The 18,782-nt window shown below is 50.7% G+C and carries 16 protein-coding genes; 10 read left to right on the forward strand and 6 right to left on the reverse strand.

What is annotated here, in order from left to right; translation table 11 throughout:
• Positions 1–55 precede the first annotated feature (55 nt).
• The 10 genes from sufB (at position 56) to AB1656_23130 (ending at position 12,555) form a co-directional block, all read left to right on the forward strand.
• The gene (gene sufB, locus AB1656_23085; GenBank protein ID MEW6238280.1) at positions 56–1,501 is read left to right on the forward strand and encodes a Fe-S cluster assembly protein SufB; all 1,446 of its coding nucleotides are present in this window, start codon (positions 56–58) and stop codon (positions 1,499–1,501) included.
• A 179-nt stretch (positions 1,502–1,680) separates the two neighbouring features.
• Positions 1,681–2,445 (forward strand): Fe-S cluster assembly ATPase SufC, encoded by a 765-nt coding sequence (gene sufC / locus AB1656_23090; GenBank protein ID MEW6238281.1) that lies wholly within the window; start codon positions 1,681–1,683, stop codon positions 2,443–2,445.
• A gap of 203 nt (positions 2,446–2,648) precedes the next feature.
• Positions 2,649–3,998, forward strand: a complete 1,350-nt coding sequence (gene sufD / locus AB1656_23095; GenBank protein ID MEW6238282.1) for a Fe-S cluster assembly protein SufD — start codon at positions 2,649–2,651, stop codon at positions 3,996–3,998.
• 2 nt (positions 3,999–4,000) lie between these two features.
• Positions 4,001–5,272, forward strand: coding sequence for a cysteine desulfurase (locus AB1656_23100; GenBank protein ID MEW6238283.1), 1,272 nt, complete (start codon positions 4,001–4,003; stop codon positions 5,270–5,272).
• Positions 5,272–5,721: a Fe-S cluster assembly sulfur transfer protein SufU gene (gene sufU / locus AB1656_23105; GenBank protein ID MEW6238284.1), complete on the forward strand. Its 450-nt coding sequence runs from the start codon at positions 5,272–5,274 to the stop codon at positions 5,719–5,721. Before AB1656_23100 ends, sufU begins: the two co-directional genes overlap by 1 nt.
• Before the next feature lie 75 nt (positions 5,722–5,796).
• Positions 5,797–6,129 carry a DUF59 domain-containing protein gene (locus tag AB1656_23110; protein ID MEW6238285.1) on the forward strand — a complete coding sequence of 111 codons (333 nt, stop codon included), beginning with the start codon at positions 5,797–5,799 and terminating at the stop codon, positions 6,127–6,129.
• Between the two features lie 348 nt (positions 6,130–6,477).
• On the forward strand, positions 6,478–7,725 hold the full coding sequence (locus tag AB1656_23115) for a type II secretion system F family protein (GenBank protein ID MEW6238286.1): 1,248 nt from the start codon (positions 6,478–6,480) through the stop codon (positions 7,723–7,725).
• Between the two features lie 218 nt (positions 7,726–7,943).
• Positions 7,944–9,662, forward strand: coding sequence for a DNA repair helicase XPB (locus tag AB1656_23120; GenBank protein MEW6238287.1), 1,719 nt, complete (start codon positions 7,944–7,946; stop codon positions 9,660–9,662).
• The gene (locus AB1656_23125) at positions 9,659–11,200 is read left to right on the forward strand and encodes a helicase-associated domain-containing protein (protein ID MEW6238288.1); all 1,542 of its coding nucleotides are present in this window, start codon (positions 9,659–9,661) and stop codon (positions 11,198–11,200) included. The genes AB1656_23120 and AB1656_23125 overlap by 4 nt, the downstream gene beginning before the upstream one ends.
• Positions 11,201–11,424: 224 nt before the next feature.
• Complete coding sequence (locus AB1656_23130) at positions 11,425–12,555, forward strand: glycosyltransferase (GenBank protein MEW6238289.1); 1,131 nt, start codon at positions 11,425–11,427, stop codon at positions 12,553–12,555.
• Positions 12,556–12,629: 74 nt separating this feature from the next.
• Here AB1656_23130 and pal read toward each other — a convergent pair whose 3' ends face one another.
• The 6 genes from pal to AB1656_23160 form a co-directional block, all read right to left on the reverse strand.
• Positions 12,630–13,187: a peptidoglycan-associated lipoprotein Pal gene (pal, locus tag AB1656_23135; protein MEW6238290.1), complete on the reverse strand. Its 558-nt coding sequence runs from the start codon at positions 13,185–13,187 to the stop codon at positions 12,630–12,632.
• A 672-nt stretch (positions 13,188–13,859) separates the two neighbouring features.
• Positions 13,860–15,308 carry a hypothetical protein gene (locus AB1656_23140; GenBank protein ID MEW6238291.1) on the reverse strand — a complete coding sequence of 483 codons (1,449 nt, stop codon included), beginning with the start codon at positions 15,306–15,308 and terminating at the stop codon, positions 13,860–13,862.
• A 17-nt stretch (positions 15,309–15,325) separates the two neighbouring features.
• The gene (locus AB1656_23145) at positions 15,326–16,147 is read right to left on the reverse strand and encodes a TonB C-terminal domain-containing protein (protein ID MEW6238292.1); all 822 of its coding nucleotides are present in this window, start codon (positions 16,145–16,147) and stop codon (positions 15,326–15,328) included.
• Between the two features lie 69 nt (positions 16,148–16,216).
• Positions 16,217–16,633: a biopolymer transporter ExbD gene (locus AB1656_23150; GenBank protein MEW6238293.1), complete on the reverse strand. Its 417-nt coding sequence runs from the start codon at positions 16,631–16,633 to the stop codon at positions 16,217–16,219.
• Positions 16,620–17,393, reverse strand: coding sequence for a MotA/TolQ/ExbB proton channel family protein (locus AB1656_23155; GenBank protein MEW6238294.1), 774 nt, complete (start codon positions 17,391–17,393; stop codon positions 16,620–16,622). Before AB1656_23155 ends, AB1656_23150 begins: the two co-directional genes overlap by 14 nt.
• Before the next feature lie 545 nt (positions 17,394–17,938).
• Positions 17,939–18,733: a LysM peptidoglycan-binding domain-containing protein gene (locus AB1656_23160; GenBank protein ID MEW6238295.1), complete on the reverse strand. Its 795-nt coding sequence runs from the start codon at positions 18,731–18,733 to the stop codon at positions 17,939–17,941.
• Between the last annotated feature and the right edge of the window lie 49 nt (positions 18,734–18,782).

Raw genomic sequence — 18,782 nt, forward strand, 5'->3', positions numbered from 1 at the left:
CGACATGACCCATCCTACGGATTTAAAAAAAGTCAATTTTATGGAGTAACCGGTAATGTCCTCATCTCCCAACGCGATTCAAGACGCTTTGAAAGAGTATAAATACGGATTCGTAACCGACATCGAACAGGAAATAGCGCCCAAAGGCCTCAATGAGGATATCGTTCGCCTAATTTCCGCCAAAAAAGAAGAACCGGAGTTTATGCTGCAATGGCGCCTAAAGGCTTTCGAGCATTGGAAGACGATGGAAGAGCCAACTTGGGCGTTTGTCCATTATCCTGCGATCGATTATCAGGACAGCCATTATTACGCGGCGCCGAAATCCAAAAAGGACGGTCCCAAAAGTCTGGAAGAGGTCGATCCTAAATTACTGGAAACCTACGACAAGCTTGGCATCCCTCTGGCGGAGCGGGAATTGCTGGCGGGAGTGGCCGTTGACGCCGTCTTCGACAGCGTTTCCGTGGCGACGACGTTCAAGAAAAAACTGTCCGAACTGGGCATTATCTTTTGCTCTTTTTCGGAAGCGGTGCGAAACCATCCCGATTTGGTGAAAAAATACTTGGGATCGGTAGTTCCCTATACCGATAACTTTTTCGCGACGTTGAATTCAGCAGTCTTCAGCGACGGCTCTTTCGTCTATGTTCCGAAAGGCGTCCGCTGTCCGATGGAACTCTCGACCTATTTCCGCATCAACGCTTCGCAAACAGGCCAATTCGAACGCACGCTGATCGTCGCCGACGAAGAGGCGTACGTCAGTTATCTCGAAGGCTGCACGGCGCCCATGCGCGACGAAAATCAATTGCACGCCGCCGTGGTGGAACTGGTCGCCCTCGACAACGCTTCTATTAAGTATTCCACAGTACAGAACTGGTATCCCGGCGACGAGAATGGCAAGGGCGGCATCTACAACTTCGTCACCAAACGAGGCAAATGCCAGGGCGTCAACTCGAAAATTTCCTGGACGCAAGTGGAAACGGGTTCAGCGATTACATGGAAATATCCCAGCTGCATCCTGCAAGGCGACAACTCGACGGGCGAGTTCTATTCCGTGGCGCTAACCAACAACTACCAACAAGCAGACACCGGAACCAAGATGATTCACATCGGCAAGAACACCTCCAGCAACATCGTTTCCAAAGGAATTTCCGCCGGATTCGGCCAGAACGCCTATCGGGGATTGGTGCGAATTCAAAAGGGAGCAACCAACGCCCGCAATTACACTCAATGCGATTCGATGCTGATCGGCGACAAATGCGGAGCGCATACGTTCCCCTATATCGACGTAAGAAACGATTCTTCCAAAGTCGAGCATGAGGCGACAACCTCCAAAATCGGCGAGGATCAAATTTTTTACTGCCAGCAGCGCGGCATTTCAGCCGAAGACGCCGTCAGCATGATCGTCAACGGCTTCTGCAAGGAAGTATTCCGCGAGTTGCCGATGGAGTTCGCCGTCGAAGCGCAAAAACTGCTAAGCGTAAGTTTGGAAGGCAGCGTGGGATAATCGAAAAGAGGTGTTTGCATAATTCCTTTATTCCTCCCCCAAGACTGGGGAGGTTAGGAGGGGGTTGCTTTAAGTCTAATAAATTCAACCCCCCTCTAACTCCCCCCAAGCTTGGGGGGAGAATTAAAAAGCAGACATTATTAATTTGAGCGAGACTATAATAATTGGAGAATAAATAAATGTTGGAAATCAAAAATTTACACGTAAACGTCGAAGGCCGGGAGATTCTGAAGGGAATCAATTTGAGCGTGAAAGCAGGCGAAGTACACGCCATTATGGGACCGAACGGCTCCGGAAAAAGCACGCTCTCCCAAGTGCTGGCAGGGAATGGAAATTACGAAGTCACGCAAGGCGAAGTGATTTATAAAGGAAAAAACCTTCTAGAACTGTCGCCGGAAGAGCGCGCCTGCGAAGGCGTTTTTATGGCCTTTCAATATCCCGTAGAAATCCCCGGCGTTACTAATTCCTATTTTCTGCGCACGGCGCTGAACTCCATTAAGAAAGCCAAGGGCGAACCGGAGATGGACGCCTTCGATTTTCTGGAACTAGTCAAAGAAAAAGTAAAATTAGTTGAATTGAAAGAAGACCTGCTGAACCGCTCCGTCAACGAAGGCTTTTCCGGCGGTGAGAAAAAGCGCAACGAGATTTTTCACATGGCCGTTTTGGAGCCTGCGCTGGCGATTCTGGACGAAACCGATTCCGGACTGGATGTCGACGCGTTGCGAGTAGTATCCAACGGCGTGAATGCGCTACGCAGTAAAGATCGCTCTTTCATCGTCATCACTCACTATCAACGCATACTAAACTACATCGTTCCCGATGTCGTCCATATCCTCTCCGGCGGCAAGATCGTTCGCACGGATGGAAGGGAGCTGGCGCTGGAAGTAGAAGAGAAGGGCTATTCCTGGCTCGACGAATTGGCGAAAGAACCGGCGATGGCGTAGAGGCGAGCCCTGGAACTGTGGAAGAAAATCGGGATTATGCTAAGTCCTTCTAAGAATGTCGCTTAAAATTCCCTCGCCCTCTGGGAGAGGGTTAGGGTGAGGGATACTAGCTTAATACTATCAACCCTCACCTAACCTCTCCCAATCTTGGGAGAGGGATTTTAAAAGCGACAAATTCAAAAATTATTGGATTAGGGAATAATATGACAGCGATTTCTATTCAAAATCATGAAGATAAAAAAGAATTTTTCGTTTCTCAATTCGACCAATTCGAGCGGCGCCTTTCCGCAACGGAGCCTGTATGGCTGCGCGAAATCCGAAAAGAGGCGATAGCCCGGTTCGAAGCATTGGGATTTCCTTCGGCCAGAACGGAAGAATGGAGAAGCGCCAACCTCAAACCGTTGTTGGAGTGTGAGTTTGCTCTGGCTTCCGAACCGGCAGATGTCGATTCACGAATGGTCGAGGAGTTCGATTATCCCGCAATGGATGCAGTTCGGTTGACGTTCGTCAATGGACGCTTCGTCGAGAAACTCTCTTCGCTGAAGGCAATTCCAGACGGCGTCCAAGTTGGCAGTTTGGCGGCGGCCTTGAATGAGGATCCGGCGTGGCTGGAATCGTTCCTGGCGCGCAAGGGAAGTTACGAAGATAACGCTTTTGCAGCGTTGAATACGGCTTTTTTTCAAGATGGGGCGTACATTCACATCTCCCGCAAAGCGGAAATCGACAAGCCAATTCATCTGTTGTATCTCACGACGGCGGAAACCGAATCTCCGATTATCTTTCCCCGCACCTTGATCGTCGCCGGAGAAGGAAGCCGGGGAACGATCGTCGAATCCTATGCCGGAAGCGGCGGCGCCTATTGGAACAATCCCTTGACCGAAACGCTCGCAGGCGAGGGTTCGCGCATCGAGCATATAAAAATTCAACGGGAAGCGGCGGCGGCTTATCATATTTCTTCCACCCAAATCCATCTTGATCGCCATAGCGCCTATAAACATAATTCCGTCATGTTCGGCGGCGCTTTCACTCGCAACGATCTCTCGTCCGTATTGGACGGCGAGGGCGTCGAGAATATCATGTATGGCTTGTATTTGGCAAACGAGCGCCAGGTTATGGACAACAATACGAAAATTATCCACGCTAAGCCGAATTGCCATAGTTGGGAGATGTATAAAGGCATCCTCGACGATAAAGCGAAGGGCGTCTTTCGCGGGAGAATTCGCGTAGAAAAAGACGCCCAGAAAACGGACGCCAAGCAAAGCAACCGGAATTTATTGCTTTCCGAAAACGCCGAAACGAGTTCTATGCCCCAACTGGAGATATACGCGGACGACGTAAAATGCACTCACGGCTCCACAACGGGCCAGCTGGATGACGAAGCCTTGTTCTATCTTCGTACGCGGGGAATCGATGCAGCTTCGGCGCGCACTCTTCTGACCTACGCCTTCGCCAGCGAAATCGTCAAGGAAATCGGCGTAGAGGCGATTCGGGAAAAATTGGACGAAATCATTCGAGGAGGCATTCTCTCGCCTACGCGGGAAAAGGAGCAGTAAAAATGATCGGCGTCAGCGCTGCGATTCCTGAAATTGAACTGGACGCGCATTGTCATCATTTCGACGTGGAAAGCATCCGCAAGGATTTTCCCATTCTCAGCCGCAAGATTTACGGCCATCCCCTCGTTTACCTGGACAACGCCGCCAGCGCCCATAAGCCGCAATGCGTCATCGACGCCATCACGAAGGCTTATACGGAATATTATTCCAACATTCATCGCGGCGTTCATCTCTTAAGCCAACTCTCTACTCAGGAGCACGATCTGGCGCGCAGCGAGATTCAAAAGTTTCTCGGCGCCCGGCATTCCTACGAGATTATCTTCGTGCGCAACGCCACGGAGGGAATCAACCTCGTGGCTTCCAGCTACGGCCGCTCTCATTTCAAGCCGGGCGATGAGATTTTGATTACCCACATGGAGCATCATGCCAACATCGTGCCCTGGCAAATGGTCTGCGAGCAGACCGGCGCGGTTTTGCGCGTAGCTCCCGTCAATGACGACGGCGAGCTGAAGATGGACGAATTCGAAAAACTCCTGACGGACCGCACCCGCTTCGTCAGCGTGGTTCATCTCTCCAATGCCCTGGGAACCATCAATCCCATCAAGGAGATCATCCAACTGGCTCATGCGCGCAACATCCCGGTTCTAGTGGATGGCGCGCAATCCGTTCCGCATATGAAAGTGGACGTTCAGGAATTGGATTGCGATTTCTTCGTCTTCTCCGGCCATAAACTCTACGGCCCATCGGGCATCGGCGTGTTGTACGGCAAGGAAGAAATGCTGGACGCCATGCCGCCTTATCAGGGGGGAGGCGATATGATCCGGTCGGTAACCTTCGGTAGAACCCTGTACAATTCCCTGCCCTATAAATTCGAAGCGGGAACGCCGGATATCGTCGGTCCCATCGGACTCGCCGCCGCTATCGAGTATGTACAGAAACTCTGTTTGGAAAAAATCGCCCGCTATGAACAAAAACTGTACGCCTACGCAACGAAAGCGTTGAGCGAAATTCCGGAACTGCGTCTCATCGGAACCGCTAAGAAAAGAGCAGGCGTTTTGACGTTCGTTCTCAAGAACATTCACCCTCACGATATAGGAACCATTATGGATCGCGAGGGCATCGCTATCCGCACCGGCCACCATTGCGCCCAGCCGATCATGGATCGCTTCGGCGTCCCGGCGACGGCGCGGGCGTCATTGGCCTTTTACAACACCCAAGAGGAAATCGACAGGCTCGTCCAAGGCATTCATAAAGTCATCGAGGTATTTCAATAATGACCGATCTTCAAAATTTGTACCAGGAAGTCATTCTCGACCATTCCAAGCGCCCCCGGAATTGCAAGGAGATGTGCGACGCCAATTACAAGGCGGAAGGCTTCAATCCTCTTTGCGGCGACCGGTTCATCATCTTCTTGCACGTTGACGATGGAATCGTTAAAGACGTTTCGTTTACCGGCGCGGGCTGCGCCATCTCCACCGCTTCCGCTTCGTTAATGACCGAAAGTCTCAAAGGGAAAACATTAGCGGAAGTGGAAGAGATTTTCCACAATTTCCATCATCTCGTCGCCGGCGATGAAGAGAGCGTTAGCGAATTTCCTTCTCTAGGAAAGTTAAAAGCCTTGGCGGGCGTTCGCGCTTTTCCCATGCGCGTCAAATGCGCCACCTTGGCTTGGCACACCATGCAAGCGGCCATCAATAATGAAGAGATGGTTACGACGGAATAGCTGGTTATGGAGACGAACGCCATGAATAACATAGATCCGCAAAATCCCGATTCTCAAAATCATACCGGCGGCGAAATGGCAGCGCCCCAAAATATCTCTTCCTTCAATTTCGATTTGGAAGGAGCAGTCATTGCGGTTTTGAGAACCGTCTACGATCCCGAAATCCCCGTCAATATCTACGAGTTGGGCTTGGTTTACGACGTATTCGTCGATAATAACGGCAGCTGCCGCATCGTCATGACGCTTACTTCTCCCGCCTGCCCGGTGGCCGAATCGCTTCCCATAGAAGTGGAGGCGAAAGTGAACGCCATCGAGGGCATTCAATCCTGCGATGTGGAAATCGTTTGGGAGCCGTCGTGGAATCCCGATATGATGAGCGAAGCCGCCAAACTCGAACTTGGATTCTGACCCTTCGACGATTGTGCGGATATCCCGTACCTATCTTTCGATCCTCTCTCCTTCTTGCGGAATTATTTCTTTCCCATCGAAAGTCCTGGAATTTTGACAGGGAAATGGGTATGATGAATTCCGTATCATCGGCTTTGAGAAAATATGCCCTTTTTTACTTTCAAACCGGTAAGTTGACGATCTCGCGCAAATTCATATAATATTTATAAGCGGGACTTGCTCTGCAAATACTTTTTAGCCATTTTCATTCAGAGTTTACGTAAAAGATGGAACGATCGAGAAAGAAGAGGATGTTCTTTCTCCTAACTATAACAACCCTGGACGCTATCGGTTGTTGGGAGGCGAAGAATGCCGACGTTTTCCTATAAGGCGTTAGATAAAGGCGGAAAGGAAATTCGCGGGAATATCGAAGCGACGGGCGAAGAGGCCGTTGTCGAGCGGTTGCGCAGCATGGGGTATTACGTTACCCAGGTCAACCGCTCCAAACAGGGCATCGGCCAGGTCGATCTCTTGGATTTGCCCATTTTCCGCATCGTGGGCAAGATTTTGTCCCGCGGAAAAGTCGGATTGAAAAACCTATCCGCTTTTTCCCGCCAATTGGCGACGCTGATCGGCGCAGGGCTTCCGCTCTTGCGCAGTTTGCAAATCCTCCGCGAGCAAGTGGAAGACAAGAATCTTAAGGATGCGCTGATAGGAATCACCGAATCCGTCGAAGGCGGCAGCACGCTCTCCGAAGCCATGGCGAAATACCCTCGCATTTTCAACCGGCTCTATGTGAACATGGTCAAAGCGGGAGAGATCGGCGGCGCGTTGGAGCAGGTTCTCGACCGTCTCGCCATGTTTCAGGAAAAAAGCCAGGCGGTCCGCTCCAAGGTCAAGGGCGCGATGTGGTATCCCGCCGTCGTCATCACCATTGCGATGTCCGTCGTGGCGATCATCATGATCTTCGTCGTTCCCAAGTTCGCGGATATGTTTTCCGGACTGGGAGCGGAGTTGCCCTATCCCACACAGGTTTTAATTAACATCAGCCACGGCTTAGTGGATTATTGGTATATTCCTCTCGCCGCGATCATAGGGATCATCGTATTGTTCAAATTAATGGCGAGCACCAATCAAGGGCGCTATATTATCGACCGCGTTTTGCTCAGGCTGCCCATCTTCGGCGGCATTGTGCAAAAGTCGGCCATCGCCCGTTTCGCCCGTACCTTCGGAACACTGCTGGATACGGGCGTTCCCATTCTGCAAACGCTATTGATCGTTAAAGATACGTCAGGCAACGAAGTGATTTCCCGCGCCATGGTGGAGATTCACTCTTCCATCCGCGATGGAGATACGGTTTCGGAACCGATGAAAGCGTTCCCCATCTTTCCTCCCCTTGTGGTTCATATGGTGGCAGTCGGCGAGGAGACGGGCGCTTTGGATCAGATGCTGATTAAAGTGGCGGAAGCTTACGAACGCGAGGTCGATGATGCGGTCGAAGGTCTCGCCAAACTCATCGAACCGTTGCTGATCGTTATGTTGGGAGGCATCATCGGCGGCGTCGTCGTCGCGCTCTACCTCCCCATCTTCAACATTTCCAACGTTATCGGAAAATAATCGAAATTTTAGCCAATACAAAGAATACGCCCCGTTGAATTTTTCCAGCGGGGCGTTGTTTTTTATCTTTACTCTTTTGGCTATTCGCTCCTGAAGGTATAATATAAAACTTGCCATTTTGCGAATGAGATAGATGATCCCGCCGCGATCGGCGGTCGAACGATGTTGAAACCGATTTATAACGATGTCGCCGATTTCAACGCGCCAGTCAGGAAAATATGTCGTCAAACAAACCTCTAATCGTTCAAAGCGATAAAACCGTTTTTCTCGATGTCGACTCCGATGGTTACGAAGAAGCTCGCGATATACTTGGCGCTTTCGCCGAACTGATTAAATGCCCCGAACATATTCATACTTACGTCATAACCCCTCTATCGCTTTGGAATGCAGCCAGCGCCGGCTTGACGGCGGAGGAAGTCGTGCAAAATTTAGAGAAGCATTCCCGCTACGCCATTCCCGGCAATGTGAAGGTGGATATCGTCGAGTATATGGGGCGGTATGGTAGGCTCCTCCTTGAAAAAGAAAACGGACGGCTATTGCTGCGCAGCCAGGACTCTTCCTTATTGGATGAAATTGTCCGTCATAAAAAGACGCAGCCCTATATCGGCGAACGGCTGAATGCCCATACGGTGGAAATCGGCGGCGATTATCGCGGCCATCTCAAGCAGAATCTGCTGAAAATCGGATTTCCCGTCAAGGACCTGGCCGGTTACGTGGAAGGCTCGCCGTTGGATATCACGCTGCGCGAGCAAACCTTGGGAGGACGTCCTTTCTATTTGCGCGATTACCAGCGTTCCGCCGTTTCCGTATTCTATCGCGGCGGCGGGGCGGACGGGGGAAGCGGCGCCATCGTATTGCCTTGCGGCGCGGGAAAGACTATCATCGGCCTCGGCGTCATGGCGGAAATGAAGCGGCAAACCTTGATCTTGGTCACCAACATCGTCGCCTTGCGGCAATGGCGCCGCGAAATTCTGGATAAAACCTACTTGGACGAAAGCGCCGTTTGCGAATACAGCGGCGAATGCAAAGAGATCGGTCCCATCACCCTCGCCACCTATCAAATTTTAACCTTCCGTAAAAATAAAGAAGAAGATTTTCCTCATCTGAAGGTATTCGAAGCTCAGGATTGGGGATTGATTATTTATGACGAGGTGCATCTGCTTCCGGCGCCGGTATTCCGCATCACCGCCGATATCCAGGCGCGGCGGCGGCTGGGATTGACCGCTACGCTTATCCGCGAGGATGGTTTGGAGACGGACGTCTTCAGTTTGATCGGACCCAAATGCTACGACGTTCCTTGGAAAGTTTTGGAAAAACAAGGGTGGATCGCTACGGCGGAATGCCATGAAATCCGGACGCCGATGGCGCCGGAACTGCGGCATGAATACGTCGTCTCCCCCCCGCGGGAACAATACCGCATCGCCTCGGAAAATCCGTTGAAATTGGACGTATTGGAAAAATTGCTCTATCGCCATAAAGACGACCGCGTGTTGGTCATCGGCCAGTATTTGCGCCAACTGAAAATCGTCGCCAGCGTTTTCCATCTTCCCCTGATTACGGGGCAAACGCCGAACTTGGAGCGGGAAAAATTATATGCTCGATTCCGGACGGGAGAAATCGGCGGACTTGTGGTTTCGAAGGTAGCCAATTTCGCCGTGGATTTGCCGGAAGCGAATATCGCCATCCAGATTTCCGGATCCTTCGGCTCACGCCAAGAAGAAGCCCAACGCCTGGGACGAATCTTACGCCCAAAAGCGGAGGGCGCGATCGCTCACTTTTATACGATCGTCACCCGCGACAGCAACGAAGGCGAATTCGCGCAAAAACGGCAACGCTTTTTAGCCGAACAGGGATATCAATATTCCATTCAAAACATGGAAGACGATCGCGGCTTGGCAAACCGGATTTTGACGATCGTTCCCGGTCGAGCATCATGAACTTATCCAACCTTCTGGTTCATCTCCCCCATGAACAGCTGCAACGGCTGGCAGACGAATTCGGCCTTTCTTCGTTGACGCCCTCCAAACGCAATTTGTTGCAGGCGCTTATGGTTCGCTATCGCGATCGGGATTTCTTGGCGGAGGTTTTGACGGAATTGCCCGCTTCCTGCCGCAGACTGCTGCGGACATTGGTTTTTTTTGTCGATTCGGATAACGGATTGATTCGCATCCCTGAGGAATTGCGGCAAGCCTGGCGCGGCGAAACTCCTCTCTCGGAACAATGGCTGATTCTGTACGAAAAAGGATTTCTTTTCCCTGCCGGTTCGGAATACCCGGACGCCGTTATGCTTCCGGACGAAATCCGGCGCAATTTGCGGACGTTGTTTTTTTCCCAAACCGGCCGTCTATCGCCGCAGGGAGAAATGAAATGGGATGACGCCCGTTTGCAGGACGATGCGCTGGAATCAATTTTTCATCTGCTCTGCCTTCTGCGCCGCGTCCGCGCCAAACGGACGCAAAAGGGGGAAATCCACAAAAAAATCGTCGATCGATGGCGGCAACGGATTGGAATTGACTCTGGAGGCGGCGATTTGTTCGCCTTTGCCTTCGAGTATTGTCTGCAAAAAGGTTTATTGATCGATCGCCAAAACAAATACGTCCTTGCGCCTTCGGCGGAAGATTGGATGGCGCAAAACGAAGAAGAAATGCGGCGCGATCTATGGCGTCATCTCTTGCGGCGACGCATCCTTGGCGACTTCGGATTCCAACAACTGGCCATCGTTCTGTTAACGGCGGAGAAATCCGTTTGCGAAAGCGGGGGAACGCCGTTGTTTCTTTTGAAGGATTTGGAGAAGGAGTTTTTACGGGGCATCCATCCCAAGGATATGCTGCAATTGGATCCATCTCGATCCATACAAGAATCCATGCGGCGGCTGCAATCGCTTGGACTTCTACGGATGAATCATGGCGAAGAACCTGCATTTCATTTCACTCCCGCAGGCGTTCATATTCTGTTTGGAAGGGAAATTCTCGAACCTGCTCAAGAACCTTCCTCCGCACTATGCGTTCTGCAGCCGAATTATGAATTGCTGGCGCCTCCGACGGCGGAGTATTCGATCTTGTGGAAACTAGACCGGATGGCGGAGTTCAAGCGGCGGGATGTTATGACGACGTTTCAGTTGACGCAAAAAAGCGTCGTCGGCGCATTGCGCGCCGGATGGGACGCTGGCGAGATGATCTCATTCTTGGAAACGGCCGCAGGAGGAAAAATTCCCGAAAACGTGCGCTACAGCCTGGAGGATTGGCGCCGCAAGTATGGAAGAATCAAACTGTATCGAACCGTCCTGGTGGAATGCGACGCGCCGGAATTGGCCGACGAAATGCTGCACGTGCCCGAAGTGAAGGATTTGCTGGGCGAGCGGGTGTCGGAACGGCATTTCGTTCTGCCGGAATCTAAAGCCAAATTACTGATGAGGGCGCTGCAAGAACGCGGTTACGAACCGTCCGCCGCCCGTAAATTGTCGGAAGAGGATTGACGGTTGGGTGGCAAAGGCATGGCGCAGCCTGCCTTTACTCTTCTATCGAAATTTCGTGTCCCAGCCTTGAAAGGCTGGGCTTTTTTTAAATGCCCCTTTAAAGGGGCAAACGGTAATAGCCCGCCGTTTTAACGGCGGGTTGGCTTGCGCCGCTCTGGAAAAATTCATTCAACTTGCGGACGAGACGTCCGCACTCCCAGACTGCGTAACATGGATTTAAAACTATGGAACCGCGAAAAATCCGCGTATTGATGTTGACCACCGATTCCGAAATCTGCGGAACCGAGCGGATCATTTTATCCCTGTTGCGCCATATCGACCGGAGCCGGTTCGAACCATCGTTGGTTACGCTTTTCGGCCCTGGCGATTTGATCGATGCGGCAAAAGAGTGGGGCGTTCCCGGCGTCAACCTGAAACTGCGCGAAGAATCTCTCTGGAAAGGTCTGGCCGCCTGGCGCCGTTTGCTTCGTGAGTTTCAGCCGGATGTCATTCAAAGCCTGCTGATTCATTCCAACCTTCTTGGCCGTTTGACGGTTTTATTTCGACGAAAAATCAAGTTATTGTCCGGCATCAGTACGGTTTATACTGTCGAAGGATACGGGCGGCTTTACGCCTGGATCGAACGGCTCACTCATCCTTTGGATACCCTTTACGTCGTCAATTCCGAATTGGGACTCGACAAGGTGCTCCATCTCATCCGCTTGCCGGGAAAAAAGATCGCTTTGGTTCATAATGGCATCGAAACAACCGTAGATGAAGGCGATTCGGAAAAACTTCGCTGCGAGGTTCGGCGGGAATTCGGTTTAGCGGAAAACCATCTTGTCGCGGGCATCGTGGCGCAAATGCGTCCTGCCAAGCGTCATGATTTGCTAATCCAAGCGGCAGCTAGGTTGAAGATGCGGTTTCCCGAACTTCGTTTATTATTTGTCGGACAAGGGGAGATGGAATCGGCTTTGCGTGACTTGGCCGAAAAAGAAGGCGTAGCCGAGGAAACGATTTTCGCTGGATATCGCCATGACGCCCGCCGAATTCTTTATGGGATGGATATCTTCGCATTGCCCTCGGACGTCGAAGGCGAACCGGTCTCTCTAATGGAAGCAATGGATGCTGGTCTACCGGTAATCACCGCCCGCACGGGAGGGATTCCTGAAATCGTGGAAGAGGGCAAGTCGGGCTTGATTTTTACGCCGAAAGATTTGGATGGGTTGGAGATAGCATTGGCGGAATTGTTAAACGACGGGGATAGAAGACGGCGTATAGGCCAAGCGGCGAAAAATCGGATCCGCGAGGCCTTTTCCGCCGAGCGTATGACGGCGCAGTTCGAGGATTTGTATCAGCGCTGTATGCAAAGTTAAAGCCTGCGCCTTCTCATTCCGCAAAAGGCGCAGGCTAGTAATTTTATATCGCTATTCGAATCGCTCGTTCCGGTTTAGCGGGCTTGACGAACACCAAAGAATTCGTCCCGGCGATTGACCTTCCAGCAGCTTTCGTCGTGGCAGGTCTCGAGGGGCTTCTCTTCGCCCATAGAGCGGGTAACGATCCGTTCCGCCGCAACGCCTTTTTCCATTAGGAAGTTCTGCGCCGATTTGGAACGCCGTTCGCCGAGCGCCATGTTGTATTCGTTGGTGCCGCGCTCGTCGCAATGGCCTTCAATAACGACGAGGAATTCGGGATGGGCGACCAAATAGGCGGCGATTTTGGTCAAGCAATCGATCCACTCCGGCTTGATATCCGACTTATCGTAATCGAAGTGAATCCGGTCGCAGATTCCCGCCGGCGCATCAGGCAATTTGGAGAAAGGAACCTCTTCGCCTAGGGGCGGACGATCCGTTGGTCCTTCCGACGGCGGCGGCGGCGGAGTTCCCGCTTTTTCCGCGCGAGCATAAGCGCCTTTTCCCGCCGTTCCTTTTGTCGCGCAACCCGTCATAAGACCGGCTATCAACAAAAGAACCATTACAGTCAAGACTGTGCTTTTCATCTTTGTCATCTTAATTAGAACCTCCCAGTTCTTCTAAAATAAATCTATTCGTTAATAATTTTCCGAATATTCTTTTTCTCTTCGAAAACAACCGTACAAGTTTGACACTCTAACTCTCTAGAATCAAGTGGTTTTTCACCGGCCTATTCATGCTTCGATCATTCGAGAACAGGATGTCATATTCTTTGTTTTTCTTCAACCATGCGCCGCTAATTTACGCGATTTTTTTTTCATTTTCTATACTCAATCCAGTCCCTAGAGGAGAGAAATCGCTAAATTCACGATTTTCCCATTTCTTTTGGGCCGTCTTCGCAAAATATCTCTATTGCGTTTCGGTTGAAAAAGCAATTGGATTTCCCTATTGCAAAAGGAGAGATAAGAAACGTAAGACGGCGCCATTCGCCATAAAAAGAATTGCGGCGAACGGCGTTTATCGGCATCGCCTCGCAAGATAAGGAAGGAACGAGCGTCCATAAGCGGCGGCTAAGATCAGCCATAACAAACCACAATAAATTCATCATAAGCGCATATCGCCCGCTCATAGAAGAGAGTAATCCTTAAAACTTAAAATATGTAAGTTAAAAAAGAACCTATTCCCAAAATTGTATATATAATTTATCTCAACCGTTGCCGGTTTGCAAGCAAAGCAGCGCCTTTCGAAAAAAAAACGCGATCAAATTCTTACTTAGGCGACCAGGCGGGGGATAAATTATCACCGCCCAGATAGGTAACGCGGTAATTTCTCATCCCCTTGTCGCCGATGAAGATCAGCCGTCCCGGCTCGCTGGGAGCGATGAAAATATCGTATTTCCCCAATCGGTTGGAAGCGTAGGCGATATATTTGCCATTCGGCGACCAGGATGGATTGTGATTTTCCCCTACGTGTTCCGAGATCATTTGCAGGTCCGAACCGTCCTGCCAAACCGAAAAGATGTCGGATTGCAGGGAATCGAAAAAGCCGGTAAAGGCGATGCGGAAATCTTTTTTGTTCTGTTTTTTGTTATCGATGGGAACGGGCGACCATTGGGGCGTGTCGCATTTGCGCTGCCCGCCGTCGACGTAGGATATCCGGCGGATATTCGCGCCATTGGCGTCCATTACGTAAATCTGGGGCTTGCCGTTGCGGTCGGACGTGAAGGCGATTTGATTTCCGTCCGGCGAGACGTCGGGCGCTTCGTCGATGGCGTCGTTGTTCGTATGCGTCAGGCGGACGGGTTTTCCTCCCGTGCGGGGAATCCGATAAATTTCCTGATTGCCGGGAGCGGAAAGCGACAGGGCCAGATTCTGGCCGTCGGGATACCAGCGGGGGGTCGTGTTAGTACCCAAAAATTTCGCCAGCGTGAAGACCTTTCCCGTAGCCACATTTTGGATAAAGCAATCCGGCCATTCGTTTTTAAAGGAGACATAAGCAAGATCGGCCCCATCGGGCGACCAATCGGGGAAAAGAGTAATTGAGTTAAAATAGGTGAGTTGGATGAGGCTGTCTTTCCATCCGTCGTAATCGATGAGATAAAGTTCCTTGATGCGTTTGACGCTGTTGTGATTGACGAAGGCGATTTTTGTTTCCGTAATGGGTTCGATTAAACCATTGGTGAGTTCGCCGATAATTTGCGCTGTGGCTCGATGTCCGGCGCGGCGCAAGTCTTTCGCCCCAAAGGGAGGATGGGGATCGGCGCCATAGGCTGTGCCGATGGCTCGTTTCCCATCCACGAGATCGTATACGAGCAAATTGAGTTGATATTTTCCTTCGCCTCTAGGCACAAGGACGGTTTCCACCACGTATTCGGGCATGTCGTCCTGGAATTTCAATTGTTTCCATTGAGCGTAATCGAAGGTATTGTTCTGCTTGTCCTGCTGGATCAGGATGGCGGCTTGCGGCGTTTCGGGGAAAACTTGGAAAGCGTCGGCAAAAGCTAAGTCGAAAAGGAATAGATCGTAGAGTTCCTGAATGATTTTTTCCTGATCGGCGAACGGCGTTTCCGCTTGCGGTTTTGTCACCAGAAGCGGCGGCTTCCGCAAATCGGCGATGATAGGACCGAATTCCTGGATGTTTTCCGTTTGGCCGGTTGCAATGAATCCCGCAAAAACCACTGCGGACAATAAATACTTATTTAACGTTAATCCTTTCATCTTAATCCCTCAACTTTTCATTCCATAGGTAGGATAAATGGAAATTTCGCCCGGATGCTTCCGTCGGCGTATTCGGGCGGGAGTTTCAATAATCCGCTCGTAAGCTTGATGGCTTCGATCACCGATTCGTCCGACAAAGTCCATCCGGATGATTGTTCGATAATGATATCGGAAATCAGTCCGTCTTTATAGATCGTGAAACTGGCTACAGTAACATATTCCCGCCGTTCGGGGCGGCGTACGGCGGGAGCGCGCCAATTTTGCCGTAAATAATATTGCAGCATGGCGGCGTAATTGCTGAAATCGACGTTGGAGTTTCCCGTTTCCAGCGTCATTTTGGCTTCCGTCGTAGAAGCGGACTTCACAATCGGCGCGGAAGCGGACTCCACAATGGCCGGAACCTCGGACAAAGGTATCAGTTTCTCCGTGGGAATGGGAGTAAACGCGGGCGGCGTTGGCGTGGGCGTACCCGCTTTTTTGGGCGTTGGCTTCTGCGTTGGAATCTTTTTCTTCGTAGGCGCCGGCGTGGGCGTATTTTTTTTCGATAGTGCGTCTTTTAAAAGTTCTTTGATGTTATTGAGTTCCGGCTTTTCTTTTATCGGCTCCGGTTCTTTTTTTACTTCCGGCTCCGGCGGCTTAGGTTCGGGCGGTTTGGGTTCCGGCGGCTTTTGCGGTTGCGGGGCGGGTTGTTGTTGGGCTTGATCTTGAAACGGTTGCAACGATACGGGAATGAATTGGTCCGTTATCAATTGATAACGCGAGCGGGGCGGCAAAATAAGAATGCAGAAGACGCCGATATGAATCAGGAAGGAAACGATGATGGATGTCCGCTCGTTCATGATTTCGTTCCCGTTTTTCTATCGCGAAAGGCGGAAAAAAAACGACGCTGCAAAGATGGGCGCATTCCTTTATGGCTCTTGCTTCAAGAGGGTCATGGGAAGCATGATTTTATTGAATCCGGCTTCTTTGGCGCCGGAGGAAACAAAGGCGAAATTCTCGACCAGGCTCCGTTTATCCACCCGGATGAAGATTTCCTCTTCAGGATAGTCCGCCTTCAATCCTTTCAGTTTTCCGACAAGTTCCTCTTTGTTGATAGGAGCCCCGTTGACGGAAATTTTTCCGAATTGATCGACGCCGACGATGATTTTTTCTTTTCCCGTCGCCGTAACGTAACCCACTTCGGGCACCTGGATGTCCAGACCGGTTTGAACGAAATTGGAAACGAGGATGAAAGAGATCAACAGCACCATGACAACGTCGATTAGGTTCGTCATGTTGACGTCGGCCAAGGCTTCCGTGCGATAACGGACTTTACGTAACGACACTGGTTTTCTTCCTTAGCATCAGTTTTTCGGGTTGCTTGCGGTAGGCTCCGACAACGATTTGCCGGTCGAAATGGTTGATGATTTCGCTGGAAAAGCTTTCCAGTTCCGTTTCGATGTTTCTCACGGCGCGGAGAATCCCGTTATGAGCGAAAACGGCTGGAATGGCCACGAGTAACCCTACTACTGTGGTCAAAAGGGCTTCCGAGATGCCGGGGCCGACCGTCTGCAGCGTGATGTTTTGCTCCATGCCCATTTGGTGAAACGTGAGGAAAACGCCCCACACAGTGCCGAGAAGGCCCAGCAGCGGCGAAACGCTGGCCGTAGTCGCCAAGAACGTCGTCCCTCGTTCCCAGCGTTCTTTTTCGAGTTCGATGGCGCGATCCAAGGTTCGTTCCAAGGCGGGAATGACGGGACGGTCGGCGATAATGCAATTTCTTTCCCTGTCCAGCGTCGCCCAAAGCCTCAGCTCTTCATACGCCGATACGAAAAGACGCGCAGGGCTGTTGGCGGGAAGAATGCCTTCTTGCGACAGCGCTACGATATTGCCCTCCAATTTATTGAAAAGTTGCCGGAAGAGTTGAGCGCGTTTTTTTTCCGCGCGCAGATCGAATACTTTCTTGAGGATGAGTCCCCAGGTAATGACGGAAAGCGCAAAAAGGCTGATATAAACGGATAAGCCGATAAACGAACTATCGCGCATTTGCCGCAACGCATCGCCGAGTTGAGAGAAAATAATCCATTGAAACAAATGGCCATTCATTTGGTTATGACGCCTCTTTTCGGTTCTAGGTAATCCAATTCTCTTACAAAAAACGATCTCATCGAGCGAGCAAACAAATTTCCGGCGGCGAAAAGAAGGAAAAAATACGGCGGCGAATTGCTAGAAACAGGTCTTTCCCTCATACCGCAAGATTTCGCTCAGATAAACGTAGACGGCATTGTCCCCATAACGAAAATCCAGCGAAATAGACGAAAAAGCCAAACAATATTATACGTCCAAGACGGTTTTCGAAAACCTCTCGGCGGTCTTTCCCGGCGCTGTTTTGGGGCGCTGCAACGAAGCGCGAAAAAACGCCGTTCCATAAATGATACGTTTTTTTGATGTTCGGATGAAGGAGATTATATGAATTTTAATTTAAAAATTTTGCAAACCTCAAAACGAAATCCTAAAACGATCCCATTGTTTTATAAAGAATAAAAGAAACCGCCCGATACTTTTGTGTATGAATGAACCATTCTTAGCAGCCGGTTAAAGGACGTAAGGATGACGCCTTGCCTAGATAAAACTGGATATTTCCCTCTGGTTTAGGGTATGCGCAGGCGTTGTCCAAGTCTATTTTGAGAAGGATTGTCGATTCCATTCAAATCTTGAATGGCCTTCATATCGACGCCGTACTTCGCGGCGATGCTGGAGAGCGTATCGCCGCTTTCAACGACGTGAAATTTACCCGATGCGCTCTCCTTGGCATTGTTCTCTTTCGTAGAGGGCGCCGCGGTTTTGGCGTCGGCGGGAACTTCGGCGCCGAGTTCTTTAAGAATTTTTTTGTAGATGGCTTTCGTGTTCTCATCCATAGCGTCGATTCGTTTATTCAACCGCGCTTCCAGACTTTCGATCGATTGCTGCGCTTGCCGATATTCAGAAGCCGAACTTCGCTTGAGGTCGTTGACGCTTTTGGATAGGTTATCGATTACGCTGGCTAATTGTTCTTGCTTCTCGTCGCCCGATCTTCGCAAATCCTGAGTCAGATTGGCTGTTTCCGAGGAGAAGGAATCGAGACGGCTGACGCGATCCTGCAAGCTGGCAAGGTCTTTTTCCACTTTTCCCAAACGAGAAGATATTTGTTCCAACAAATTCGTCAGGTTCGTTTGGGTAAAACGGATATCGCGCAGCGATTGATTGACCGTCTCGTTAACGTCCTTGAGAGCGCCCGTCGTTTGAGCGGTTTCCAAAGTGTCTTGTTGTTCCATGCGACGCATCTTAGCGTCCATATCTTGGACGGATTCCTGAAGCTGGACGATTTCCTTGGAGGCGCAGGAAGACAATATCCCTGCCGAGAGGACAAGAAAAAAACAGCGAAAAGCAGAACTTGTTCCGTTCATGATGGAAATCCTTCAACTTTCTAAAAGAATAGAGTATCCTCAAGAAGCG

Source organism: Candidatus Omnitrophota bacterium, assembly GCA_040755155.1.
Lineage (GTDB): Bacteria > Hinthialibacterota > Hinthialibacteria > Hinthialibacterales > Hinthialibacteraceae > JBFMBP01.

What these genes read in the sequence shown, in the direction of transcription:
- sufB (MEW6238280.1), top strand. Translation starts at nt 56, where the DNA reads ATGTCCTCATCTCCCAACGCGATTCAAGACGCTTTGAAAGAGTATAAA.
- sufC (MEW6238281.1), top strand. Translation starts at nt 1,681, where the DNA reads ATGTTGGAAATCAAAAATTTACACGTAAACGTCGAAGGCCGGGAGATT.
- sufD (MEW6238282.1), top strand. Translation starts at nt 2,649, where the DNA reads ATGACAGCGATTTCTATTCAAAATCATGAAGATAAAAAAGAATTTTTC.
- AB1656_23100 (MEW6238283.1), top strand. Translation starts at nt 4,001, where the DNA reads ATGATCGGCGTCAGCGCTGCGATTCCTGAAATTGAACTGGACGCGCAT.
- sufU (MEW6238284.1), top strand. Translation starts at nt 5,272, where the DNA reads ATGACCGATCTTCAAAATTTGTACCAGGAAGTCATTCTCGACCATTCC.
- AB1656_23110 (MEW6238285.1), top strand. Translation starts at nt 5,797, where the DNA reads ATGGCAGCGCCCCAAAATATCTCTTCCTTCAATTTCGATTTGGAAGGA.
- AB1656_23115 (MEW6238286.1), top strand. Translation starts at nt 6,478, where the DNA reads ATGCCGACGTTTTCCTATAAGGCGTTAGATAAAGGCGGAAAGGAAATT.
- AB1656_23120 (MEW6238287.1), top strand. Translation starts at nt 7,944, where the DNA reads ATGTCGTCAAACAAACCTCTAATCGTTCAAAGCGATAAAACCGTTTTT.
- AB1656_23125 (MEW6238288.1), top strand. Translation starts at nt 9,659, where the DNA reads ATGAACTTATCCAACCTTCTGGTTCATCTCCCCCATGAACAGCTGCAA.
- AB1656_23130 (MEW6238289.1), top strand. Translation starts at nt 11,425, where the DNA reads ATGGAACCGCGAAAAATCCGCGTATTGATGTTGACCACCGATTCCGAA.
- pal (MEW6238290.1), bottom strand. Translation starts at nt 13,187, where the DNA reads ATGACAAAGATGAAAAGCACAGTCTTGACTGTAATGGTTCTTTTGTTG.
- AB1656_23140 (MEW6238291.1), bottom strand. Translation starts at nt 15,308, where the DNA reads ATGAAAGGATTAACGTTAAATAAGTATTTATTGTCCGCAGTGGTTTTT.
- AB1656_23145 (MEW6238292.1), bottom strand. Translation starts at nt 16,147, where the DNA reads ATGAACGAGCGGACATCCATCATCGTTTCCTTCCTGATTCATATCGGC.
- AB1656_23155 (MEW6238294.1), bottom strand. Translation starts at nt 17,393, where the DNA reads ATGAATGGCCATTTGTTTCAATGGATTATTTTCTCTCAACTCGGCGAT.
- AB1656_23160 (MEW6238295.1), bottom strand. Translation starts at nt 18,733, where the DNA reads ATGAACGGAACAAGTTCTGCTTTTCGCTGTTTTTTTCTTGTCCTCTCG.